Source organism: Minwuia thermotolerans (genome assembly GCF_002924445.1).
In the GTDB taxonomy this organism is placed as follows: Bacteria; Pseudomonadota; Alphaproteobacteria; order Minwuiales; family Minwuiaceae; genus Minwuia; species Minwuia thermotolerans.
Genome location: NZ_PIGG01000034.1, coordinates 164913 through 188825, shown reverse-complemented (window position 1 = coordinate 188825; position 23913 = coordinate 164913). Strand labels below are relative to the sequence as shown.

The following is a 23913-nucleotide window of genomic DNA, read 5'->3' as shown; positions in this document are numbered from 1 at the left end:
CTCCTCCCCCGAGACGCCGGCGGTCAACATGGCAGACCGCCCGCGGGGAAGGAAGGCCACCGGGCTCAGACGGTACCCGACTTCCGCCAGATCAGGTGATCGAGGGAGATCGGCCCCGCGCCGCGCACGAAGATGTAGACGAGGCTCAGCATCCAGAAATAGTGCTCCCACTGGAAATAGGCCGGGTTCGATGCGCCGAGCACGAACTGGATGACCAGCGCCATGCCGAGCAATGGCAAGGCCGCGAGGCGGGTCATGAAGCCCAGCACCAGCAGAACCGGCATCGCCAGTTCGAAGAAGGTGGCGAAATACGCCGCGATCTCCGGCGGCAGCACCGGCACGGCGTATTCGTACTGGAACAGGAAGACCGTATTCTCGAAGTCGTTGAGCTTGAGCCAGCCCGACTGGAAGAAGATGCGCGCCATGATGAGACGGAAGGCGAGATCGACCAGCGGGCCGCCCACCCGCTCGACCGGGCCGAAGACGCCCGCATAGAGGCCGCCCAGGCCTTGACCGCTCCGAGGCGTGTCCATCGTCGTCATTTCGGTTCTCCTTCTTCGTCATGACCTGCGCGGACGAAGAGTCCGCCGGCCAGATGTCGCGCCAGCGCGCCCTGCAGATCGAAGCCCGGATCGGCCTGCTGACAGCGCTCGGCGGCCTCGCCCAGCGTGCGGCCCTCGGCCAGCGCGGCCAGAAAGGCCTGCTCGGCCGGATGCAATGGCAGGCAGATTACTTCCGTCTCCGGCCGCGCGACCAGCGCTGCCTCCGGCCGGGGCTGAATCGCCGCCGGGTCGGCGGCCGATTGCGGGTTCATCCGGATCGCATGCACCGGCCAGTCCGAGGCGATCAGCGCCGCCGAGGGATGCAGCGCAAGACACAGCGCCATCAGATCTACCGGCGCGAGCCCGGAAAGCCCGGAAGGGTCGACCGGCGTCGCCTCGGGCGCGCCATAGGCCGCATTCACCGCCCATTCGAGGCGGGCCACATCAGCGAGGAACGGCCATCGCTGCAAGGGCTCCGATAGGGCGATGAACCCCGGCAACTCCGCGCCGTAGTCCAGCAGATGGTTCGCCCGGGGCGGCGCGTGCCGCACGAACGCGGCCGACAGCCGGCCGAACAGGTCCTCGCCAATGATGGCCACAATGGCGGGGAAGGTATTGGCCAGAACCTCGCGGAGCGAGGCGAAGGTGTTGTTGCGGTAGACGTCGAAGCGGTCAGCCTGCCGGCCGTCATCAACGAGCGCGTCCAGTATCGGATCCGGCTTGCCGGCGACGCTTTCGGCGAAACGCCGCTGCAGCTCGGCGAGGCCGCTCACGCCGTCGCCCGGCGCGGACCCGCCAGCGCGTCCATGCGCCGCTGGGCTTTCGCCGTCTCCGCCAGGATGACCCGGAGATCGGGAATGCAGGTGTCCCATTCGATCAGTGTCGGCACCGCTCCGAGCCGGTCCAGGGCCCGCTCGTAGAGCGCCCACACCTCGTCGCGGACGCGGCTGCCGTGATCGTCGATCAGCAGCGTGCCGCCCGGCGTTTCGCGCTCGGCATGGCCGGCAAGGTGGATCTCGCCCACCGCCTCGAACGGCATGCGGTCGAGGTAGTCACTGGCGTCGAAGCCCAGGTTCCGCGCGCTGACATGGATGTTGTTGACGTCGAGCAGCAGGCCGCAGCCGGCGCGGCGCACGGTCTCGGCCACGAATTCGGCATGGTCCATCTCGGCGCCGGCGAACTCCAGATACATGGACGGATTCTCCACCATCACCCGGCGGCCAAGCGCGTCCTGGAAGATGGCGATATTGCGCGCCAGGGTCTCCAGCGCCTCCTCGGTGCAGGGCAGCGGCAGCAGATCGTTCAGGCTGGCCCCGCCCGCGGCCTTCGGCGCCCGCACCCAGGCAATATGATCGGAGATGGCGGCGGGACGGAACCGGTCGGCCAGCGCGCGGATGCGTTTCAGATGATCCCGGTCCGGCTCGTCGACCGAACCAAGCGAAAGGCCGACCCCGTGCAGGCTGAGGTCGAAGCGTTCGCGCACGGCCTCGAGCTGGCGCAGGCGCGGGCCGCCCGGATACATGTAGTTTTCGGTGTGAACCTCGACCCAGTCGACGGCGGGCGGCCGGTCGATGACCTGCAGCACATGGGGATGGCGCAGGCCGAACCCGGCGGTCGGCGGCAGGCTGGAGGCAGGCGGGTTCATGGCGGCCAATGACCGTTCCGGCAAGGCGCAGAGGGACGCCGGATCATCCGGCGTCCCCTGTCCCGGCTGGAAATCAGCCCTTCATCTTCTCGTTGACGCCGTCGAAGGCCTGCTCCTGGCCGCCCTTCTCCTCGCACTCGGCCTTGGTGGCCAGCTTCCACTCGCCGCCGGAGTAATCGACGGTGGACTGACCGGCGCAGGAATGGGTGCCGGCCTTGTTGGCGCAGTCGTTCTGCCCGGCCTTGGCGATGCCGTAGCACTTGACCTTGTCGGCAGCGACCGCCTCGACCGGGCCGAGGGTGGCGGCCATGCCGACCGCACCGGCGAGGGCGGCGACGACGGAAAGGGACTTGAAGGTGGCGTTCATCAGGATTCTCCTCTGTGTTTCATTGACCCGCGGGGCGGTCAGTGTTGCCAGCGGCCGGGTTCCCCGCAACCCCGTCCGCCAAGGCCGCCCCGGCAACAGCCGGAACGACCGTGTTCGATAGGATGCCATCACAACATTGCAGAAGCCGTGCATGGCGTGATCACTCGGTGACGGGCGCCTGTGCGCCGTCCAGTTCCGGCACCGCGCCGTCATTGGCCGGAAGACCCTCGATACCGGACCAGTTGCGTTCGGCGGCGGTCAGGTTGCCACCGATGTCGGCTTCCCAGAAGCCGACCACCGCGCGGGTGACGTTGAGATAGAGCTTGCCGTCGAGGATGCGCCACAGATGCGGGTTTCCCGGGGCCTTGCCGCCCTTGGCCACGCCGAAGGCGCAGTGGCCGTCATAGGCGGGCGCGTATTTTGCCGGATCCGCCAGGAAGGCGTCCCGGTTCGCGGCGGTCGAGAAGGCCCAGCTGGCGCCGTTGTACTCGGCGGTGAAGCCGGCCCGTCCGGGCACGGCCGGCGGTTGATGTTCGCCGAAAGGCGCCTGCGCCAGACCGCGATAGGCGACGGGATCGTAGCCGCTGAGCGCGAAGCCGCTGCCGTCGACGTACTGCTCGCCCGCCTGGACGCCGCCCGAAAGGGTCAGGATGACCGCAGCCGCAAGCATCGCAGCGCCTCGCATCATCCGGTCGGCCTCCCTGTCTGGTTGACTTCTTTCAGGCCGCTGTCCGGCGGCCCGCTGAGATGGAAGATAAGACCGCAACCCGCCCACGCGCCCTACACGAGTTGTTGAGAGATCGCGTGATCGGGAGCCGGAAGCGAAAGGGCGCGGCGAAGGACGAACCGCCGCCGCGCCCCGAGGACGGGTCAGCCGTCCTTCATCATCTTCGCCTTCTCGTTCATGCCCTCGAAGGCGGCCTGCTTGCCGCCCATCTCCATGCACTTCCCGGCGTCTTCGACCATCTTCCAGTCCTGGCCGCTGTAATCGGCCGTGGAGTGACCCTTGCAGCTGTGATTGCCGGCTGCGCAGTCGTTCTCGCCGGCCTTGGCGACGCCGAAGCACTTGACGCCGTCGGCGGCCAGGGCCGGGGCGGCCGTCAACGCGGCGGCCATGCCGACAGCGCCGGCGAGAGCGGTGGCGACGGTGAGGGATTTCAGGGTGGTCTTCATGGCTGGTTCTCCTTGCTGTCCAGTGAAGGCAGCGGGATGATGACGAAGCGAACCTGGGTGCAACAGGGGCCGTCCGCGCCGGGAGCCGCGGTATCCGGGGGTTTCGGAGTGCAGCGTGAAGCCGGCGTGAACGCGCGTCAGCAGCCGGCGCCGCGTTCCGGGCCGGGCCGGCCCAGGCGCGAAAACGCACCGATCCCGCAGCTTCAAATTGTCTTGAAAACCCGGTGTTCGCGCGGTTTGGGCCGCATCAGCGCAGTTCCATGCCCTCATAGCCCTTCGCGGCGACCGCGTCGCAGCGCTCGCGATAGGCCGGCATGCCCGCCGTGTAGAGCAGATAGACCCGGCGGGAACGGCCGTCGATATTGCGGTTGATGCCGGTGAACCAGCTGTCCGCCTTGGACAGGAGCATCTTGTCCGACGAGCGGGTGACCTCCTCCTGCCACTCGGTCTCGGCCTCAGGCGTTGCGGCGACGTATTCCAGGCCGTTGTCGCGCATGTGGCGGACCAGGCGCGCGACCCACTCGACGTTCTGTTCGATGCCGCGGGGAATGTTGCCGAAACCGGCGGCGTTCTGCGGCCCGACCAGCGTCAGCATGTTGGGAAAGCCGGCGACCTGCAGCCCCAGATAGGTGGTCGGCCCCTCGGCCCACTTGTCGCGGAGCCGCTGGCCGCCAAGCCCCCGGATATCGATCCTGTTGAAACCGCCGAGGACGGCGTCGAAACCGGTCGCGTAGACGATCATGTCGAAGTCGCGGTGGCCGGATTCCAGTTCGATGCCGGTCTTCGTCACGCGCCGGATCGGGTCGGCCAGGATGTCGACCAGCTCGACATTGTCCTGGTTGTAGACCTCGTAGTAGCGGGTCTCCATCGGCACCCGGCGCTGACCGAAGCCGTGGTCCTTCGGAATCAGCTTCTCCGCCGTCGCCGGGTCCGCCACCCGTTCGCGGATCTTGCCGGCGATGAAGTCCGACAGGATCCGGTTGGCTTCCTCGTTGGTGAAGGTGTCGCGGAAATTGCCCATCCAGATGCCGAATCCGGGCTCGGCGTACTTCTTCTCCAGGAAGGCGAGCCGCTCGGCCTCCGGCGTCTCGAGCAGGCGGCGCGGATCGGCATCGTGGATGAAGCCGCCATGGGTGTTGCGGCAGTGATCGAAGATCTCCTCGTGCCGGGCGCGGATATCGGCCTGCTCCTCGGGCGTGATCGGGCTGTTGTGCAGCGGGGCGCACCAGTTCGGCCGGCGCTGCAGCACCGTCAGATGGCCGGCGGTCTTCGCCACTTCCTGGATCAGCTGCACGCCCGTCGCGCCGGTGCCGATCACGGCCACCCGCTTGCCCGCGAAACTCACCGGCTCGTGCGGCCAGCGGGCGGTGTGGTACGCCTCGCGCTCGAAATCGCCGATGCCGTCGATGGCCGGCCAGACCGGCACGGAGAGCGGCCCGATGGCGGCGATGAACAGCCGCGCGCGGGCCGCGTAGCCGTCTTCCGCGGCGATCGCCCACTCGTTGGCGTCTTCGTCGTAATGGGCCGAGGTGACGCTGGTTTCGAAACGGATATCCCGTTTCAGGTCCAGCCTGTCGGCGACGAAGCGGCAATAGCGGAGATTCTCCGGCTGGCTGGAGAAGTGCTCCGACCATTGCCACTCGTCCAGGATCTCCTGGCTGAACGCATAGCCGTAGGACCAGCTTTCGGAATCGAAGCGCGCGCCCGGATAGCGGTTCCAGTACCAGGTGCCGCCGACATCCGTGCCGGCCTCCAGCACCCGGACCTTCAGCCCCAGCTCCCGCAGCCGGTAGAGCATGTACATGCCGGAAATGCCGGCGCCGACGACGATGGCGTCGAAACGCTCCGGATCCTGCACGCTTGCAGCCTCGGTCATGGCGAACCTCCCCGATCACCCGCCCCTGTCAGACGACTGTTTTAGGGCGGCCTTGTGTCGGCAGGCAAGCACGGCGCGCCGGAACGAAAGAGCCCCGGGCGGTGACCCGGGGCTCGAACGCTCGGTCGCTGTCCGATGTTACTCGGCAGCCACCGCCATCTGCTGTTCGCCGCCGCCATGACGGAGCAGCCGGCCCGAATAGGTCTCGGTCTGCTGGTCGTCCTTGATGGTGACCTCGCCGTTGACGAGGACGTAGCGGTAGCCGCTGGCCCGCTGGATACGGCGCCACTCCCCGCCCGGCAGGTCGTGGACGATCTCGTCGGGCAGCACCTTCAGGTTCTCGTAGTCGTAGGCAATGATGTCGGCCGGCGCGCCGAGGGTCAGCGTGCCGCGCCCGGTGAATCCGGCAAGCTGTGCCGGCAGGGCCGCGAGCCGCCAGTGCGCCTCCTCCAGGGTGATCATGCCGTTGTCGCGCACGATCTTGCAGATGGTCTCGGTCGGATAACGGCCGGCGGTCAGGAACTTGGTATGCGCACCGCCGTCGGAGACGCCGAACAGGACATAGGGGTCGTCCACGATCTCCTTGAGGTACTCCAGCTTGCCATTCGGCGGGGCGGCGAAGAATTCGGTCTCCAGGTCCTCCTCCACGGCCATGTCGAGCATGACGTCGACCGGGTGCTTGCCCATCTTCTCGCCGGCGAGCGCCAGGGTATGGTCCTCCCACTGCTTGTTCTTCTCCAGCTGCGGGCCGACGATGACGATGTCGACCAGCGGGCCGGTCGCTGTCTGCGGCATCTGGTCCTTCATCGCCTGGCGGCGGGCCGGATCGGCGAGCTTCTGCTTGCGTTCCTCCAGCGTGCCGGTGGTCGCCTCGCGCCAGGCTTCCGAATCGTCGAACAGGTTCCAGTTCTCGAAGGTGAAAGTGAAGCCGGCATCGGTGGTCAGGCCCTGGCCGACGACGCGGATGCCCCGCTCCCGGCAGGACTTCAGCCATTCGAGGACGCGGCGATGGATTTCGGGGCGATGGTCGAAGGCCTGGACCACGTTCATGATCATCGGCCGGCCGGAAATCTCGGCCATCTCCTCGTAGAACGCGTGGTCGCGCTTGTTGTCGCCGGAAACCAGCAGCATCTGCATGAAGCCCTCGTTGCGGTCGCGCAGCACGCGCGCCAGCACACGGCAGGTCTCGTCATGCATGACGTCGGTCGGCATCGGCGTGCCGTCGAAGTCGCGCTGCACCGAGGCCGGGCCATCGGGGATCATGCGCTGGGCCGACCAGCCGCAGCCGCCGGCGTCCAGGCTCTCGTTGAACAGGCGCACGATCTCGGCATGCTCCTCGTCGGTCGGCATCTCGCCGGCCTTGGCGCGCTCGAAACCCATCACCCAGATCAGCAGCGGGCCGATCGGCACATAGGGCAGCAGGTTCATCGCCTTGGGCGTGCGCTCGACGGAATCGAGAAACTCGGGGAAGGTCACCCAGTCCCAGGGCATGCCTTCCTTCATCGATTCCATCGGAATGGCCTCGACGCGAGTCATGGACATCATGGCGCGCTCGCGCATCTCCGGCTTCACCGGCGCGAAGCCGAAGCCGCAATTGCCGATCACCGCCGAGGTGATGCCGTGCCAGCCCGACAGCGTGCAGTACGGATCCCAGAAGACCTGGGCGTCGTAATGGGTGTGCAGATCGACGAAGCCCGGCGCGACGATCAGGCCGGTCGCGTCGATGACTTCCGCCGCGTCCTTCGCGTCAATATGGCCGATCTCGGCGATGACGCCGTTGTTGATGCCGATGTCGGCGCGGTAGCGCGGCGCGCGCGTGCCGTCCACGACCATCCCGTTCTTGATTACGCGTTCAAAGCGGGCCATTCGATCCTCCCCATGGCGTCCTGATACGTGAACGGACTCTCGCATGAACGATCGTTCAGGGCAAGAGCGGACCGGGAGTCAACCGACAGGGAGGCAAGGGCTCAGCCTTCGCCGGCCCCCAGGATCGCCAGCGCGAAACCGACATAGATTCCGGCCAGATCGTCGGGGCTGCGCGGACCGCCCTGCCTGTACCAGCCGGCCACCGAGGTGCACATGGTCAGGATCGCCAGATTCGCCTCGGCCGGCGCCTCGCAGCGGAAGCTGCCGTCGGCGAGTCCGGCGGCGATCACCTCCTTGTAGAGCGCCGAGACCGCGTCGCGCGCGGCCATGGCCTCGGCCAGGGCGTCGGGGCCGAGGCTGCGCAGCTCGGTATTGCCCACGAAGCTTTCCGCCTGGCGGGCCGTGTGCAGGCGGACATGGGCGCGGACCAGCGCCGCCATCTGGTCGACGGGGTTCGGCCCGGCTGCCGCCCGCGCCGCCACGAGCTCGTCACGCAGGTCGTTGGTGACCTTCAGCATCAGCGTGCGCAGGATCTCTTCCTTGGACGGGAAGTGATAGTAGATCAGCGCGATGGAGACCCCGGCCTCCTTCGCAATGGTGCGGATCGAGGTGCCGTGGAAGCCGTCGCGGACGAAGACCTCCAGCGCGGCGTTCAGAATCATGGCGGCGCCGTCCCGGCCCTCGCCCTCCGCCGCCGCGCGGGCCATCAGCCGAGGATCTTCTGGCGCAGGATCTCGTTGACCGCCTGCGGGTTGGCCTTGCCCTGGCTGGCCTTCATGACCTGACCGGTGAACCAGCCGAGCAGCTTCTCCTTGCCATCCTTCACTTCGGCCACCTTGTCCGGGTTCTCGGCGATCACCTGGTCGACCAGCCCCTCGATGGCGCCGGTGTCTGTGACCTGCTTCAAGCCCTTCTCCTCGATGATCGCATCCGGGTCCCGGCCGGTCTCGCACATGGCCTCGAAGACCTCCTTGGCGATGCGGCCCGAAATGGTCTCGTCGGCGATGCGGTCGATCAGCTGGCCGAGCTGTTCGGCCTTCACCGGGCTCTCGTCGATGTCCTGACCGGTCCTGTTCAGAAAGCCGAACAGGTCCGTGGTCACCCAGTTGGAGGCCATCTTGGCATCGCGTCCGCTGGCCACCGTTTCGAAATAGTCGGCGCGGGTGCGGTTCGACGTCAGCGTCCGGGCGTCGTACTCCGACAGGCCGTACTGCTCCTTGAAGCGCGCCTTCTTGGCGTCCGGCAGTTCCGGCAGGCCGGCGCGGACCTTCTCCACCCATTCCGGCTCCAGTTCCAGCGGGAGCAGGTCCGGATCGGGGAAGTAGCGGTAGTCGTGCGCCTCCTCCTTGGAACGCATGGACCGCGTCTCGCCCTTGTTGGGGTCGAACAGCCGGGTTTCCTGGTCGATCGAGCCGCCGTCTTCCAGGATGTCGACCTGGCGGCGCGCCTCGTGTTCGATGGCCTGGCGGATGAAGCGCATGGAGTTGACGTTCTTGATCTCGCAGCGCGTGCCATAGCCCTCGCCGGGGCGGCGCACGGAGACATTCACGTCGGCGCGCAGCGAGCCTTCCGCCATGATGCCGTTGCAGGTGCCGAGATACTGCACGATCTGGCGGACCTTCTCGACATAGGCCGAGGCTTCCTCGGCTGAACGCATGTCCGGGTCGGAGACGATCTCCATCAGCGCCACGCCCGAGCGGTTGAGGTCCACATAGGACATGGACGGGTGCTGGTCGTGCACGGACTTGCCGGCGTCCTGCTCCAGGTGCAGGCGCTCGATGCCGATGTCCTTGGTCTCGCCGTCGGCGAGCTCGATGGTGATCATGCCGCGGCCGACCACGGGCTGCTTGTACTGGCTGATCTGGTAGCCCTGAGGCAGGTCTGGATAGAAGTAGTTCTTGCGGTCGAAGACCGAGTAGTTGTTGATCTCCGCGTTCAGGCCCATGCCGGTCCTGACCGCCTGCTCGACGCAGTGTGCGTTGATCACCGGCAGCATGCCCGGCAGGCCGGCATCGACGAAGCTTACCTGGCTGTTGGGTTCGGCGCCGAAGGCGGTCGAGGCGCCGGAGAACAGCTTGGCGTTCGAGGTCACCTGGGCGTGGATCTCAAGCCCGATGACGATTTCCCACTCGCCCGTGGCGCCCTGGATCGTGCTCATTTCACCCACCATTTCGAAGGCCGGGCGTCGTAGCCCGCGCGCTGCTCCAGTGCGCCCGCGACGCGGAACAGCGTCATCTCGTCGAAGGCGGGACTGAGGATCTGCAGCCCCAGCGGCATGCCGTCCTTCGACAGACCCACCGGCACCGACGCGCCCGGCAGTCCGGCCATGGAGGCCGGCACCGTGAAGACGTCGTTGAGATACATCGAGATCGGGTCGCCCGTCTTCTCTCCTTCGGCGAAGGAAGGCGTCGGCGTGGTCGGCGTCAGGATCGCGTCGACCTTCCCGAAGGCCTGTTCGAAGTCGCGCAGGATCAGGGTGCGGACCTGCTGGGCCTTGCGGTAATAGGCGTCGTAATAGCCGGCGGAGAGCACATAGGTGCCGATCATCACGCGCCGCTGCACCTCGTTGCCGAAGCCTTCGGCGCGGGTGCGCTCATAGGTGTCCAGCAGGTCCTCGCCGGGCACGCGCAGGCCGTAGCGCATGCCGTCATAGCGGGCCAGGTTCGACGACGCTTCCGCCGGCGCGACGATGTAGTAGGTCGGCAGGGCGTATTTCGTGTGCGGCAGGCTGATGGGGACGATCTCCGCGCCCGCGTCGCGCAGCATCTCCTCGCCGCGGGCCCAGAGCTGCCCGATCTCCTCGGGCATGCCGTCGACGCGGTATTCGGCGGGAATGCCGATCTTCAGCCCGCGGACGTCCTGATCCAGCGCGGCCTCGAAGTCCGGCACCGCAGCGTCGACCGAGGTCGAATCCTTCGGATCGAAGCCGGCCATGGATTTCAGCATGATCGCCGCGTCGCGCACCGTGCGCGCCATCGGCCCCGCCTGGTCCAGCGAGGAGGCGAAGGCGACGATGCCGAAGCGGGAGCAGCGCCCATAGGTCGGCTTCACGCCGACAATGCCGGTGAAGGCCGCAGGCTGGCGGATCGAGCCGCCGGTGTCGGTGCCCGTCGCCGCCACGACGATGTGGGAGGACACGGCCGCCGCCGAGCCGCCCGACGAACCGCCGGGGACGTATCTGCGGTTGTCGCCCTCGGGCGCCCAGGGGTTCACTGCCGGGCCGTAGTAGGAGTTCTCGTTGGACGAGCCCATGGCGAACTCGTCCAGGTTGAGCTTGCCCAGCATCACCGCGCCGGCGTCCCAGAGGTTCCGGGTCACGGTCGATTCATAGGGCGGATGAAAGCCGTCCAGGATGTGGCTGGCCGCGGTGGTCAGCACGCCCTCGGTGCAGAACAGATCCTTGATGCCGAGCGGCACGCCCTCCAGGGCGCCGGTCTCGCCCTTCCGGCGGCGGGCGTCGGAAGCCTTCGCCATCTCCACCGCCTTCTCCGGCGTCTCGGAGATGAAGGCGTTCAGCGGCCGGGCCGTACCGATGGCCTTGATGTAGGCCTCGGTGATCTCAAGGGAGGTGAAATCGCCCTTCGTCAGCCCGTCCCGGGCCTCGGCGAGGGTCAGGTCGGTCAGGTCCGTCATCTACTCGACCACCTTGGGCACGGCGAAGAAGTTCATGTCGGACGCCGGCGCATTGCCGGTGACCTTTTCCGGATAGCCGCCGTCGGTGACCTCGTCGGCGCGCCAGCGCAGCTTGTGCTTCTCCACCGAGGTCATTGGCGGCACGTCGGTGGTGTCGACCTCACCCAGCTGCTCCACCCAGTCGATGATCTGGTTCAGCTCCCGGCCGAGATCGTCCAGCCGGTCCTCGTCGACCCTGATCCGCGCGAGCTTCGCCACGCGGCGCACCGTTTCCCTGTCCAGCGACATCGGGCTCCGTCCATTGTCTGAAGACACAAGGCGGCAACCGCCAAGGCGCGTTTCCTACCAAGGCGCTCGGAAGGCGGCAAGTGGCGCGGCGGCGCACGAAAGAACCGGCGCGCCCGGATCATTCAACCCGATGGCATACGCCGGTTCATTCAGGGAGCCGCCGGACGGCGTCGCGCCGTCCGGGGCCGTTGCCTGCCGCGGGGAGATTACTCCTCGCCGAAGGCCTCGCCTTCCCAGTTGTCCTCGTCGAGACGGCCGTAGTTGAAGCGCTCGGTCTCCTCCAGCTCCGCCAGGGTGTAGGGCGTGCTGTAGTACGGCTGGTACGGGTCGAAGGTGTTGGCGTAGGGAACCGCCCGCGGGCCGAGGCCATAGCCGTAGCCGTAGCTCGGACGGACGATCACGCTCTTTATGGCGCCATCATTGCCGAAGATCACATCGTCGACCAGGCCATAGCCGACGCGGTTCTCCAGCAGCATGGAATCGCCGATCAGGTTGCTGACGCGCCAGTTCTGCGGCTTCGCCGGCATGTCATCGACGGTTTCGAACATGCCCACACGGCCGTCCTCGAGCTCTTCCTCGGTGAGCGGCGCGGTGAAGGAATCCGAACGGTTCCGTTTCATCCGGTCATAGGGAATGGCCACGTGGCTGTCGCCGATATCCAGGAAGCCGCCTCCTTCGACGACGACCCTGGCGATCTTGCCGTCGGATCCGATCATGAAGTCCTCGACCTCGCCGATCTCGTCGCCATTGGCGCCATAGACGTCCTCATCCAGCATCTCGTCGGCGCTCCAGCCCTTGTAGACCGATTCCTCGTCCCAGCTTTCGAGATCCACCCAATCGTCGTTCTGGGCGTCCTGCGCCTGCGCGACACTCATCGCGCCGAGCGACACGGCGCCGGCGAGCATGGCTGCGGTAATCCGTCCAGGGTTCCTAAACATTACGCTCCTCCTGGTTATCGTCTTTGTTGGGTCGCCTGTGCGCCGACGCCTTGGCCCCGGGCGGGCCGCGCCATGCGGCGCCGGCCCGGTGATTGTTGGTCTTGTTGGACCCGTCGTCGGCGACGGCGTCACCCGCCCACATGGTACGACGCACCGTTCGCGCAAGGGGTCCGCGGCGACCGTGTCGCGGCGAAACCGGCCAGTACTATTTGAGCTGTTCCAGCAGGCCCGCGACCTGGCGGCTGCCCGAGGAACGGTCGGCCAGCGCCCGGCGGCCGCCGGCGGCGTAGACCGCGACGGCGCGCAGCAGTTCCTTCAGCGCCTCGGCGCTGTTGGCGTCGAAGCGGCAATAGGCCCCGCCGGACAGCTTCGCCATCTGGCGGAAGGTCCCCGCCGCCAGCGGCTCGCCGCCCTCGTGGAACATGAACAGCGGCGTGTTCACGAGGCCGAGATGCCCAGCCTGGTCGCAGAGGTGGTCCGCGTCCTCCTCCATGCAATCGCCGACGAAGACGACGGCCTGCACGGGCTTGTCCTTGGTTTCCTTCATCGCCCGGCTCAGCACCTTGCCGATCTGGGTGCGCCCGCCCAGGCAGCGCACGGTCAGCATGGCGCGGCGCAGTTCCGCCGGCTCCGAGTACCACTTGCTGGCCCGGCACTCGCCGAAGCCGCGGTAGAAGATGAGCTGGATGTCGAGGCCGCCCAGTTCCTCGGCCGCCTGGAACATCTCCGCCTGGATGTGCAGCGCCCGGTCCCACTGGTGCTGGCGGCTGGCGGTGGCGTCCATGGCGAAGATCAGCCGCCCGCGCCGGCCGGTCGATTTCGCCGGGGTGGACTTCACCTTGTCCAGGAAGGCGTCGATGTCGCCCCGGCCGGAAGGCCTGTCCAGATCCCGCGCCATCGCCTCAGTCCTCCTCGCCGACCGAGAGGGCCAGCGTGCGGCTGATATGGGCCATGGGCAGGCCGGATTCGTCGGCCCAGGCATTGAAGGCGGCCTGCGTGGTGGCGAGGTCGCGTTTCGAGGTCGGGTTCTTCTCCACCGCGCCCCACCTGATCAGGGCCTTCACCACGTCGCCGCCGAGGACGTAGCCGTCGCGGCCCATCTGGCGCAGGAAGTACATGCCGGAATTGCCCGACAGGCGCTTCGCCCGCTTCTTCAGGACCTCCATCAGGCCAATCTGGTCGGTCGCCGGATGACCGGCGAAGAAGGCGCCGGCAGAGCCGTGCTCCCGGATCAGGCCGATGACGAAGACCGCGTTCTCCCGCGTCGCCTGGATCTTGGCCGCATTGCGCACAATCGCCGGGTTGCGGGTCAGGGCGTCGAGGGCGTCGTCGTCCATCATCGCCACGCGGCCCGGGTCGAAGCCGTGAAATGAGGCCTCGAAGCCCGGCCACTTGGCATCGATGACCTTCCAGGAAAAGCCCGACTGGAACACCGCCCGCGTCATGCCGGCGAGCCAGCGGTCGTCGGCGATCGCGGCCACCTCCTCGGGCGGCCGGATCGTCGGCATCAGCGCTTCGAGGGCTGCCGCGCCGCCCTTGCGTTCGGCGGCGCGGGCCCGGATTCTGGCAAACGTTTCCACGCCATATTATTGGCGCGGTCCCGCGTCAGCCGCAACAGGCGCCGGACGACTGCGGCGCGATCTCCCCGGTGGGGGCGCTGTCGGCCCCGTAGACGGGTATCTCGTTCATCGTGTGAAAGATCTCCCAGGCGACGCCGGCCGGGTCGGTCGACCAGGACTTGTTGCCATAGGCGTAGCAGCATGCGGCATTGCGCTGCGGCGCGACGGCCTGCTCGGCGGCCGCCAGGCGGCCCTCGATCGTCTCGACCTCCGCGTCGCTGTCCACCTGGAAGCCCAGATGGTCGACCCCGGCGCGGGCGCCGCGGTTCGAAATCGCGAAGTTCACCGCCGGATCCTCCAGCATCCACTTGGCGTAATCGCCCTTCAGGACGGTCGGTTCGGCGGCGAACAGGGTGGAATAGAACGCCGTGGACTTCTCCAGGTCGTCAACGGCGATGTGCACGTGCAGGCGTCGGGCCATGGTCTTCGCTCCTCTGGCTGGGTGTCTGTGTCTGCCGGCTGCAGCAATTGCGCAGCAGGAAGGTCGAAAGCCGCTGGACGGCGGCGAACTCCGCGGTATGGACCAGCCGCCGGCCCTCGCGCGCCGCCCGCACCAGGCCTGTCCGCTTCAGGTGGTCCAGGTGGTGCGACAGCGTCGTCCAGGGGATGGAGAGCTCCGCCGACATGGTCGAGGCGTCGGCCCCCTCCGGCCCGCATTCCACCAGGAACTGCAGGATGGCGAGGCGGCTCTCATGGCCCAGGGCGGCGAAGGCTTCGGCTGCGGTCAAATTATCCATATCACTAGATATATAGATAATTCGGCGCGCGTCAATGCCCTCCGAACCCCTGTACCGGGCGGGGGCGGCGGGTGTCGCTCTCGACCGCGTCATGCCCGCCCTGTGCGGGCATCCGGCAATGCAACGGACCTGCGGCGAAGCCGCTCCGGACCCCCGCACGGGGGCGGGGGTGACCGTACGACGCGTCAGTCCGGTGCGTTGCCGGGTTTCCACTTGATGGAGCAGCCCATGGAGGGGACCTGGTCCGCCGGCGCCTCGCCGCCCGCAGCGACGGCCTTCATGGCCTCGACCAGATCGCGCACCGCACCCGGCTTCGGCGTGATCCCCCCTTCGGCCAGCCGGCCGCGGTAGACCAGCTTCAGGTCGCGGTCGAAGCCGAACAGGTCGGGCGTGCAGACGGCGCGATAGGCCTTAGCGACTTCCTGGCTCTCGTCGATCAGATAGGGGAAGTCGAAGCCGTGCTGCGCGGCGAAGGCGGCCATCTTCTCCGGCGCGTCGTCGGGATAGGCGCGGTAGTCGTTGGGCATGATGCCGACCGTGGCGACGCCTGCGCGTTCCAGTTCGCGCGCGTCCGCCGCCAGATCCTCGGCCACCGCCTTCACATAGGGGCAGTGATTGCAGATGAAGGCGATGACGGTGCCGTTCTCGCCTTTCAGATCGGCGAGCGAGCGGGTCTCGCCGCCGGGTTCGGGCAGGCTGAAGTCCGCTGCCGTCCAGCCGAGTTCACCTGCAGGGGTTTCGGTCAAGGCCATTCGGGGCCTCCCTCTGGCTGAAGGAAGCCCCGATGGTGACAGGTGCGGCCCGCGAAGGCCAGTGGCGGCTCAGGCGGCGCGGACGCCCTCCAGAAAACGCGAGACCACCTGTTTGAGCTCGCCCGAGGAGGCGTTGAGCGAACCGGAGCGGTCCAGCACCAGCGTCGCTGCGCTGCCGGTCTGGCTGGAGGCCTGGGAGAGCTGCTCGATCGCTTCCGAGACCGAGCGCGTGCTCTCCGCCGCCTGGCGGGTGCTGCGCGAGATCTCGTTGATCGAGGCGATCTGCTCCTCCACAGCCGACGCCACCACCGTGTTGGTCGTGTGCAGCTCCTGGATCCGGGTCTTGATCTCCTTGATCGCGTCGACCGAGTTGTTCGAGGCGTCGCGGATGTTGTCGACCTTGCGGCGGATGTCGATCGTCGCCTCCGCCGTCTGGTCGGCCAGGTTCTTCACCTCGGTGGCCACCACCGCGAAGCCCCGCCCGGCGTCGCCCGCCCGGCTGGCCTCGATGGTCGCGTTCAGCGCCAGCAGGTTGGTCTGTTCGGCGATGTCGCTGATCAGCTCCACGATCGAGCCGATCTCGGCCGCCGTCAGCGACAGCGACGACATGGTCTCGTCGGTGCGCTCGGTCTGCGCCGCGGCCTGCTCGGCCGCGCTCGCCGCCTGGCTGACCTTCTCGCCCACCTCGTTGACCGCCGCCGCAAGCTGCTCGGCCGCCGCCGAGACCGACTGCACGTGCTCGGTCGTCGCCCGGGCCGCATCGGCCACTTCCTGCGCCTGGCCGCTGGCGGATTCCGCCATGCCCGACATTTCCTGCGCCGTCGAACGCATGTCCCCGGCGGCGCCGGCGACGCTGTCGACCACACCGATGACGCCCGATTCGAAGCCGTCGGCCAGGTCGTGCATGGCCTTTCGCTTCTCCTCGGTGGCGCGGCGTTCATTCTCTACCTTCTCGGCCTCGAGTCGCCGCATCTCCCGGGCGTTCAGCTTGAACACCTCGACGGCGCGGGCCATGCGGCCGATCTCGTCATGCTGCTTCGTCGCCGGAATATCCGTCTCCAGCTCGCCCTCCGTAAGCCGGCCCATGGCGCCAGCCAGGGCCTTCAGGCTACGGACGATGATCCGGCCGACGAACAGCCAGCCGATCAGCACCGCCGCGGCGACGGCAATGGCGGAGACGATGGCCAGCACCAGGGTGTTGCGTTCGATCTGCTGCTCGACGGCGCGGGCGGTGCCGTCTCCGGAGCGGATCGCCTGATCGACGATCGCCGCCACAGACGACGCCATGCGCACCGAGGATTCGCGGGTGTCGGCCAGCGCCTGGGCCACTTCGGCCTCCGCTTCCAGTTCCGCGATGCGCAGCTTCGGCACGCCGGTCGCGCCCTTGAGAATGGACAGCATGTCCTCGATCGCTGGCGCGATCGCCGTGGTGTCGTCGATGGAGACGTCCCACAGGGCGCTTTCCAGGTCTTCCTCGCCCCGGGCCAGGCGCTCGACGATCGGCGCCAGTGCTTCGGCGTTCGGCTGGTTCGCCGCTGCGGCCAGCAGGCCGCCGATCAGGTTGGCGTGGCTCTGCACGTTCAGCAGGCCGCGGATGCGCGCGACATCATTGTCGACCAGGTCCGAAATCGTCGCCGCGGTCTCGTCGGCGACGTTCTCGCCGCCGATCAGCAGGTTGAAGGTGGCGTTGTCGACCACGACGGCCGTGGCTGCGCCGAACTCCTTGAGCAGGCTGTCCAGTTCGGCATCGAAGGCTTCGCGCCGCGCCCGGATCTGATCCATCTGCTCGGAGCTCATGCGCCAGGCGTTCAGTTCGTCGTTGCGGATCTCGAAGAAGCCGCCTTCGGAACCCAGGCCGACGATCAGGCCGGCAAGCCGTCGCAGTTCCTCGCTCTCCTCATTGGCGGGCAGGGGCTCCAGGGCGCGGGCCATCGATTGGGCGGCCGCAGTGTAGCGTTCGCGCAGCGGCTGCAGCTCCTCCGGCTTCACCACCAGTTCGGCCTCGGCGAAGATCAGGGTGATCTCCTTGCCGTAGACGCTGACCTGCAGGCCGGCGTGAAGCGCGGCGACCTCGGTGTCCATCAGATGGGCGACGCCCTCGCGGTTGCGCCCGGTCGCCGCGCCGATGGCGACGTCGAGTTGCGCGCGCGCTTCCTCCACCTTCGGTTCGAGAATCCCCAGCAGTGTTTCGTGCATGGCCGCGGCGCGGGAGACGCCGGCCTGCTTCTGCGCGCCAAGTTCCAGGCGGCGGGCGACCGCGTCGTCCAGTGTCTGCAGATGACTGGAGAAATCCTGCGCCAGGGTGCGGACCTGGTCCACGCCCTCGATCCGCATGCCTTCGATGCTGGCGATACCGTCGTTGAGGCGTTGCATCTCGCTGTCCAGCAACGCCCGCGCCTCCATGCGCGCTTCGGGCGTCGCCACACCGGCGAGCCGCGGCGCGGCGGCGGAGATCCGCTCGCCGGTCAGGGCGAGTTGCTGTGACTCGACGATGGTCGGCACGGACACGCGGGTCAGACGCTGCAGCGCGTCGTCGGCCTCCCGGAAGGAGAGCACCGCCAGCGTGCCGGCGGCCACGGTCATCAGCGCAATGGCGCCGAAGGCGAGGTAAAGCTTGCCGCCGACGCCCATGTGCCGGATGCCGAGAATGCGTTTCCAGCCGCGGCGCGCATCGTCGCCGGCGGCCTTGCCGACGCCGGGCAGCATCGCCTCGCTCAGGCTGGAATGATCAACGGGTGCGTTCATCGCTCAATCCCCTCGTACTGGGGCCCGGGGCCGGCCCCGCCCGGCGGGCGGGACCGGCGGCGGGACACGGTCAGGAGCCGGTGTGGATGGCCGTGAAACTCGAGGCGCTCTCGATCACGGTCATGAAGATTTCGTCCATGCCCTGGTTGTCGCCTTCGCCGAAGGTCAGCGCGACGCCGTCCAGGTCGAAGCTTCCGGTGGCGTAGACGGCGTCGAGCAGGCCCGCGCGGGTCGGTTCGGGACCGGCCTTCTCCATCGCCGCGACCAGCAGCCGGCCGACGATGTAGCCCTCGAAGGAGACGAAGCCCGGTTCGGCCCCGGGATCCCGGGCCTTGAGCGCCTGGTGATAGCGCGCGACCAGCGGCATGTCGGTGTTCCAGGGGAAGGGAACCACCTGGGTGATATAGACGCCGCGGCCGTCATCGCCGAGTTCCTTGGCCAGCGCGCTGGAACCGACGAAGGAGATGGTCACGAACGGGACGTCCATGCGGGTCTTCTTCGCCAGCTTGACGAATTCGGCGATCGGCTTGTAGGCGCCGACCATGACGATGGCGTCGGGCTCGCCCTTGCGGATCTGCAGCAGCGCCGACTTCACCGCCGTGGTGTTGCGCTTGTAGGTGCCCTCGGCGACCAGCTTCATGCCGCGCTGCTCCAGCGCCTTGGTCACACCGGCCAGGCCGACACGGCCGAAGCTGTCGTCCTGATAGAGGATGGCGATGCGGCTGGCCTTCTTCTCGGCGGTCAGGAAGGCGATCCACTTCTCCGCCTCGGCGTCGTAGGTGCCGCGGACGTTGATGACGTTGCGGTTCTCCGGGGCGCGCAGGAAGCCGGCGCCGGTGAAGGGGCCGAAGAACGGCACCGCGTTTTCGGTGGCGATGGGCTGCGCGGCCTTGGAGGTCGGGGTGCCCACCTCGCCGACCAGGGCGAAGACCTTGTCCTCGCCGATCAGGCGGTTGGTGTTGGCGATGGCCTTGTCCGGCTCGTAGCTGTCGTCATAGCTGACCAGGTCGAAGCGGCGGCCATGCACGCCGCCGGCCTCGTTCGCCTCGTGAAAGGCGGCCTCGATGCCGAGACGCATGCCGAGGCCGAGCGCCTGGGCCGGGCCCTCGAAGGCGGCCGACTGGCCGAAGACGACGCGATCGGCTTCGACGCCGTCTTCCGCGGCGGCGGCAAGGGGCAGGCCGGCCGCGAATACGGCCAGGGCGCCGGCGACAGCGCCGCCCCTCACGACCTTGTGGATCGAATTCATGTGGCGGTTCCTCCGTAGCTTATTGTCGTGGCCGACATTACGGAGGCGGAACCTTTAAGATTCGCTGAACCGGCGCGCGGAAAGCCGCAGGATCGCTGGACGGTTCCGTCCGGGCAAGGAAACTGTCGGCGCGCTTTTCCAGTTCGTTCAGTCACTTGACCGGGTCGAAAGCACCGCCGCAGCTTCGTCATGCCCGAGGCCGGTGCATCGCCGCCCGGACACATGCGCATTCGCGCCGCCCCGGCTTCGCGTTATGATGCGCGCGGGGAGGACAGTTGCATGGACGCAATCGCGATTACCGGAACGGGCGTGGTTTCGGCGCTGGGCAGTTCGGTCGACAGGTTCCACCAGGGCATGCTCGCCGACCGCAGCGGCATCGCCCTGGCGCCCTGGTGCGATCCCGAGCGCGATGGCGGCAAGGTGTTCTGGGGCACGGTCACGGACTTCGATCCGCTGGACTGGATGGACGCGAAGATCGCCGACGGCAGCGACCTCTTCGCGCAGTTCGCGCTGGCCGCCGCGCAGCAGGCCATGCAGCAGGCCGGGCTGCACGATGGCGGCTACGACGCCGAACGGCTGGGCGTGGTCCACGGCACGTCGGGCGGCGGCGTCCGCGCCTTCCAGAAGGCACAGTACATGCTGGATACCCAGGGGCCGGAGGCCGTGCCGCGCAAGACCCAGCTGCAGGTCTGGGCCAACATGGCGGCGGGCCAGATCTCGCTGCGCTACCGCCTGCACGGGCCCAACCTGACGGTGACCACCGCCTGCGCCAGTTCGCTGGACGCCATGGGCACGGCGGCGCGGCTGATCCGCGCCGGCGAGGCCGACATCGTGATCGCCGGCGGCACCGAGGGCGGCATCTCCGCGGCCGGCGGCAAGCCCGACGGGGACTTCGTGCCGGCCATGTACTACGCCGGCGGCGCCTACGGCATGGAAGGCGCCTCCGACGACCCGCGCCGGGTCATGCTGCCCTTCGACGTCAAGCGCCAGGGCATCGTCGTCGGCGAGGGCTCGTCCATCGTCGTGCTGGAGCGCGAAAGCCACGCGAAGGCGCGCGGCGCGAAGATCCTGGGCTATTTCCGAGGCTACGGCTCGCTGTCGGACAGCTTCCATCCCTCCTCCCCCGACCCGAGCGGGCAGTGGGAGGCGAAGGCGATGGAGAAGGCCATTCAATCGGCCGGCATGAGCCCTTCGGACGTCGGCGGCCTGGCCGCCCACGCCACGGCGACGCCGAAAGGCGACACCGCCGAGATCGCGGCGATCAACCGGGTCCACGGCCGGGGGCGATCCGCGCCGCTGCCCGTGACCGCGCCGAAAGGCCATTTCGGCCATTCCGGGGCGTCCTCGGGCGGGATGGCGCTGATCGAGCTGCTCTGCGGCATGGCCGACGGCGTCTTCGTCCACACGTCGAACACGGACGAGCCGGACCCGGCGGCCGAGTTCGAGCTGGTGATTGGGAAGCCGAAGAAGCTCGACTTCGACGTCGCCCAGATCAATTCCTTCGGCTTCGGCGGCCAGAACGCGTCCGTGGTCATCAGCCGGAGTTGAGGAAACGATCCAGATCGCTCACCCGTCCCGCGACTTGATCGCGGGACCCAGAGGGATGCGATGCAGAACCGGGCCCCGGGATCGAGTCCCGGGGCACGAGACACACTGAAGGGGAGGAACGAATGTCCGGAAAACTCGAAGGCAAGGTCGCAGCGATCACCGGCGGCGCGTCGGGCATGGGGCGGGCGACGGTGCTGCGCTATCTGCAGGAAGGCGCATCGGTCGTCGTCAACGACATGAACCAGGCCAATGGCGAGGCCACGATCAAGGCCGCCGAAGAGGCCGGCGCGGGCGACCGGGTCGCGTTCGTGCGCGGCGACGTCTCGAAGGAAGCCGACATCGAGAAGCTGGTCGGCACCGCCGTCGACCGCTTCGGCCGGCTCGACATCATGTTCAACAACGCCGGCGTGGGCGGGGCCTTCGGGCCGATCACCGAGACCACGGTCGACGAATGGGACTACACCTTCCACGTGCTGGTGCGCGGTGTCTTCCTGGGCATCAAGCACGGCGTGCGGCAGATGAAGCAGCAGGGCCAGGGCGGCGCGGTGATCAACACCGCCTCCATCGCCGGCCTGTCGGGCGGCGCGGGCTCCAGCGCCTATTCGGCGGCCAAGGCGGCCGTGACCAACCTGACGCGGGCGCTGACCACCGAGCTGGCGCAGGACCGCATCCGCATCAACTCCATCGCGCCGGGCATCATCCGCACGCCGCTGTTCCACGCCAACCGGGCCGAGCAGATGGAGGAAATGGCGCGCGAGATCACCCCCTGGCCGGACCTCGGCGAGGGCAGCGACATCGCCGGCGCGGCGGTCTTCCTGGCTTCGGACGACGCCGGCTTCGTCACCGGCCACACCCTGGTGGTCGACGGCGGCGCGCTGGCGTCCTCGCCGGGATTCTGGCGCAAAGTCGACAACACGGTGCTCAAGCAGCGTTCCGGCATCAACCGGGGCAGCACCGGCGACAAGTCGGAGGCGCGCTGAAGCGGTTCTTCCCCGGAACGGATAACCCCCGGGCCGCTACCATCAGGGGATGGCGGCAAGGGGTAACGGAACCATGGCGGACATGGAACTTCGGCGCGGCGCGGCCACGCCGGCGGCGGCGCGCGAGCTACAGGCTTTGCTCAACCGCGTCGGCGCGGCCATCGTCGAGGATGGCGACTTCGGCCCGGCGACGGAGCGGGCGGTGATCTACGCCCAGGGCCTCGCCCGCCAGCCGGCGAACGGCGCCGCCGATGCGGCGCTGCGGCGCTGGCTGGCGGCCCGGCCGGCGCCCTCCCCCGAGATTCCGGCGTCCTGCCTCGCCCTGGTCGTCCGCCACGAGGTCACAAGCCGGGAGCACTATGAACGCAGGCTGCGGCGTCCGGTCTGGCCGGAGGGCGAATCGGGAATCACCGTCGGCGTCGGCTACGATCTGCGCTTCCACGAGGCCGAGGCCTTCCGGGGGCTGATCCGGAACGACCATGTGGACCTGCTGAAGTCTGTCGAAGGCCGCCGCGGCAGCCCGGAGCTGGCCGCCCTGGTCGCCGGGGCCGAGGTGCCGTGGCGGGCCGCCTGGCGCGTCTTCTGCGCGCGCTCCACGCCGGAATTCGTCGCCCGCGCGCGCGCCGCCTTCCCGAATTTCGACGCGTTGCCGGGCCTCTGCCGGGGCGCGCTGTTCTCACTGGTGTACAATCGCGGCGCCAGCATGAAGGATACCGACAGCCGCCGGGAGATGCGGGAGATCCGCGACCTGATGTCCGATGGCGGCCGCGCCGCCCTTTCCCGCGTCCCGCGGCGCATTAGATCGATGAAACGGCTCTGGCCCGGGCTGGCGGGCCTGAGACGGCGGCGCGACGACGAGGCGGACCTGTTCGAACGCGGCCTCGCGCAACAACGACAAGAGGCATGAGATCCATGGGAGGACCGAGGTCATGAAGTTCGGGACGTTCCACTTTCCGACCCACTACGGCATCGACATCGCGGAACTGGCGAAGGCGCTGGAGGACCGCGGCTTCGAAAGCCTGTTCGTCTGCGAGCACACGCACATTCCGGTCAGCCGGCGCACGCCCTTCCCCGGCGGCGGCGATCTGCCGGACCGCTATTACCACACCTACGATCCCTTCGTCGGGCTGAGCTTCGCGGCGGCGGCGACCGAGACCCTGCGACTCGGCACCGGCATCTGTCTGCTGCCCCAGCACGACCCGATCGTCACCGCCAAGGCGACGGCGACGCTGGACCTGCTCTCAGGGGGCCGCTTCGAGTTCGCTCTCGGGGCCGGCTGGAACGCCGAGGAGATGGAGAACCACGGCGTCGAGTACCACACCCGCTTCAAGGTGATGGAGGACAAGATCAAGGCCATCAAGGCGCTCTGGACGGAGGAGCACGCCCAGTATCACGGGCCGTTCGTGGACTTCGATCCGGTCATCTCCAGCCCGAAGCCGGCGCAGAGTCCGCACCCGCCGGTCCTGTTCGGCGGCGAGACCGACCACACGCTCAAGCGCGTCGTGCAGCTGGGCGACGGCTGGTTCCCGCGCGCGGGTCCGAAGTTCGAGCCCGCCGAGGGCATGGCGCGACTGAAGCGCATCGCCGAGGAACACGACCGCAAGCCTTCGGACTTCACCGTCAGCGTCTTCCGCGCCCCGCCCGATGCGGCGGCGCTGGAATCCTGTCGCGAGGCCGGCATCGACCGGGTGCTGTTCGACGTCCCCGACGAGGGCCGCGACGCGGTGCTGGAACTGCTGGACAAGTACGCGAAACTGATCGAGTAGAAACCGCCCACCTGGGGATGGCAGGGTCGGCCAGGTGGGCGGCCCGGACTTTCCGACATTTGCCCAATCTGGCGAATCGCGGGGAATAGTCCGTCCGGCCGGTCCGGAATGCGACAGACACCCAGTCCACGGGGTTCCGCCCCCATGCTTGCCGTCGCTGCCCGGTTCATTCGGGCAGCCCATGACGGC

General features: G+C 68.1%; 24 protein-coding genes. 4 read left to right on the top strand and 20 right to left on the bottom strand.

Going from position 1 to position 23913, the window contains the following annotated elements:
* Positions 1–65: 65 nt before the first annotated feature.
* The 20 genes from CWC60_RS11590 to CWC60_RS11495 form a co-directional block, all read right to left on the bottom strand.
* On the bottom strand, positions 66–542 hold the full coding sequence (locus tag CWC60_RS11590) for a DoxX family protein (RefSeq protein WP_109794156.1): 477 nt from the start codon (positions 540–542) through the stop codon (positions 66–68).
* Positions 539–1315 carry an HvfC/BufC N-terminal domain-containing protein gene (locus CWC60_RS11585; RefSeq protein ID WP_164516502.1) on the bottom strand — a complete coding sequence of 259 codons (777 nt, stop codon included), beginning with the start codon at positions 1313–1315 and terminating at the stop codon, positions 539–541. The genes CWC60_RS11590 and CWC60_RS11585 overlap by 4 nt, the downstream gene beginning before the upstream one ends.
* Positions 1312–2187 carry an MNIO family bufferin maturase gene (gene bufB / locus CWC60_RS11580; protein WP_109794193.1) on the bottom strand — a complete coding sequence of 292 codons (876 nt, stop codon included), beginning with the start codon at positions 2185–2187 and terminating at the stop codon, positions 1312–1314. The genes CWC60_RS11585 and bufB overlap by 4 nt, the downstream gene beginning before the upstream one ends.
* Before the next feature lie 73 nt (positions 2188–2260).
* The gene (locus CWC60_RS11575) at positions 2261–2554 is read right to left on the bottom strand and encodes a BufA1 family periplasmic bufferin-type metallophore (protein WP_109794154.1); all 294 of its coding nucleotides are present in this window, start codon (positions 2552–2554) and stop codon (positions 2261–2263) included.
* 160 nt (positions 2555–2714) lie between these two features.
* Complete coding sequence (locus CWC60_RS11570) at positions 2715–3242, bottom strand: YHS domain-containing (seleno)protein (RefSeq protein WP_206419897.1); 528 nt, start codon at positions 3240–3242, stop codon at positions 2715–2717.
* A 182-nt stretch (positions 3243–3424) separates the two neighbouring features.
* Complete coding sequence (locus CWC60_RS11565; RefSeq protein WP_109794153.1) at positions 3425–3727, bottom strand: BufA1 family periplasmic bufferin-type metallophore; 303 nt, start codon at positions 3725–3727, stop codon at positions 3425–3427.
* A gap of 247 nt (positions 3728–3974) precedes the next feature.
* Complete coding sequence (locus CWC60_RS11560; protein ID WP_109794152.1) at positions 3975–5603, bottom strand: flavin-containing monooxygenase; 1629 nt, start codon at positions 5601–5603, stop codon at positions 3975–3977.
* 138 nt (positions 5604–5741) lie between these two features.
* Positions 5742–7469: an N-acyl-D-amino-acid deacylase family protein gene (locus CWC60_RS11555; protein WP_109794151.1), complete on the bottom strand. Its 1728-nt coding sequence runs from the start codon at positions 7467–7469 to the stop codon at positions 5742–5744.
* A 101-nt stretch (positions 7470–7570) separates the two neighbouring features.
* Complete coding sequence (locus CWC60_RS11550) at positions 7571–8176, bottom strand: TetR-type transcription factor C-terminal domain-containing protein (protein WP_109794150.1); 606 nt, start codon at positions 8174–8176, stop codon at positions 7571–7573.
* Positions 8176–9627 carry an Asp-tRNA(Asn)/Glu-tRNA(Gln) amidotransferase subunit GatB gene (gene gatB / locus CWC60_RS11545; RefSeq protein WP_109794149.1) on the bottom strand — a complete coding sequence of 484 codons (1452 nt, stop codon included), beginning with the start codon at positions 9625–9627 and terminating at the stop codon, positions 8176–8178. The genes CWC60_RS11550 and gatB overlap by 1 nt, the downstream gene beginning before the upstream one ends.
* Complete coding sequence (gene gatA, locus CWC60_RS11540) at positions 9624–11102, bottom strand: Asp-tRNA(Asn)/Glu-tRNA(Gln) amidotransferase subunit GatA (RefSeq protein WP_109794148.1); 1479 nt, start codon at positions 11100–11102, stop codon at positions 9624–9626. Before gatA ends, gatB begins: the two co-directional genes overlap by 4 nt.
* On the bottom strand, positions 11103–11390 hold the full coding sequence (gene gatC, locus CWC60_RS11535; RefSeq protein WP_109794147.1) for an Asp-tRNA(Asn)/Glu-tRNA(Gln) amidotransferase subunit GatC: 288 nt from the start codon (positions 11388–11390) through the stop codon (positions 11103–11105).
* A gap of 206 nt (positions 11391–11596) precedes the next feature.
* Positions 11597–12328: a PRC-barrel domain-containing protein gene (locus CWC60_RS11530; protein ID WP_109794146.1), complete on the bottom strand. Its 732-nt coding sequence runs from the start codon at positions 12326–12328 to the stop codon at positions 11597–11599.
* A gap of 205 nt (positions 12329–12533) precedes the next feature.
* Entirely contained in the window at positions 12534–13226 is a 693-nt protein-coding gene (locus CWC60_RS11525; protein WP_109794145.1) for a hypothetical protein, read from the bottom strand.
* A 4-nt stretch (positions 13227–13230) separates the two neighbouring features.
* A complete protein-coding gene (locus CWC60_RS11520) occupies positions 13231–13908 on the bottom strand; it encodes a DNA-3-methyladenine glycosylase I (RefSeq protein WP_109794144.1) in 678 nt (225 codons plus the stop codon).
* 25 nt (positions 13909–13933) lie between these two features.
* Positions 13934–14368 carry an ArsI/CadI family heavy metal resistance metalloenzyme gene (locus CWC60_RS11515; protein WP_109794143.1) on the bottom strand — a complete coding sequence of 145 codons (435 nt, stop codon included), beginning with the start codon at positions 14366–14368 and terminating at the stop codon, positions 13934–13936.
* The gene (locus CWC60_RS11510; RefSeq protein ID WP_164516501.1) at positions 14334–14675 is read right to left on the bottom strand and encodes an ArsR/SmtB family transcription factor; all 342 of its coding nucleotides are present in this window, start codon (positions 14673–14675) and stop codon (positions 14334–14336) included. Before CWC60_RS11510 ends, CWC60_RS11515 begins: the two co-directional genes overlap by 35 nt.
* Positions 14676–14869: 194 nt before the next feature.
* Positions 14870–15436, bottom strand: coding sequence for a thioredoxin family protein (locus tag CWC60_RS11505; RefSeq protein ID WP_109794141.1), 567 nt, complete (start codon positions 15434–15436; stop codon positions 14870–14872).
* 69 nt (positions 15437–15505) lie between these two features.
* Positions 15506–18181: a methyl-accepting chemotaxis protein gene (locus CWC60_RS11500; RefSeq protein ID WP_109794140.1), complete on the bottom strand. Its 2676-nt coding sequence runs from the start codon at positions 18179–18181 to the stop codon at positions 15506–15508.
* Between the two features lie 70 nt (positions 18182–18251).
* Positions 18252–19430, bottom strand: a complete 1179-nt coding sequence (locus CWC60_RS11495) for an ABC transporter substrate-binding protein (RefSeq protein WP_109794139.1) — start codon at positions 19428–19430, stop codon at positions 18252–18254.
* A gap of 279 nt (positions 19431–19709) precedes the next feature.
* On the opposite strand from CWC60_RS11495, the gene CWC60_RS11490 reads away from it, so the two are divergent.
* From CWC60_RS11490 to CWC60_RS11475, 4 genes are all read left to right on the top strand, one after another.
* Complete coding sequence (locus CWC60_RS11490; RefSeq protein WP_109794138.1) at positions 19710–20978, top strand: beta-ketoacyl-[acyl-carrier-protein] synthase family protein; 1269 nt, start codon at positions 19710–19712, stop codon at positions 20976–20978.
* A 122-nt stretch (positions 20979–21100) separates the two neighbouring features.
* Positions 21101–21958 (top strand): SDR family NAD(P)-dependent oxidoreductase, encoded by an 858-nt coding sequence (locus CWC60_RS11485; RefSeq protein WP_109794137.1) that lies wholly within the window; start codon positions 21101–21103, stop codon positions 21956–21958.
* Positions 21959–22040: 82 nt separating this feature from the next.
* Positions 22041–22865: a peptidoglycan-binding protein gene (locus tag CWC60_RS11480; RefSeq protein ID WP_206419896.1), complete on the top strand. Its 825-nt coding sequence runs from the start codon at positions 22041–22043 to the stop codon at positions 22863–22865.
* A 22-nt stretch (positions 22866–22887) separates the two neighbouring features.
* The gene (locus CWC60_RS11475; protein WP_109794136.1) at positions 22888–23724 is read left to right on the top strand and encodes an LLM class F420-dependent oxidoreductase; all 837 of its coding nucleotides are present in this window, start codon (positions 22888–22890) and stop codon (positions 23722–23724) included.
* Positions 23725–23913 lie beyond the last annotated feature (189 nt).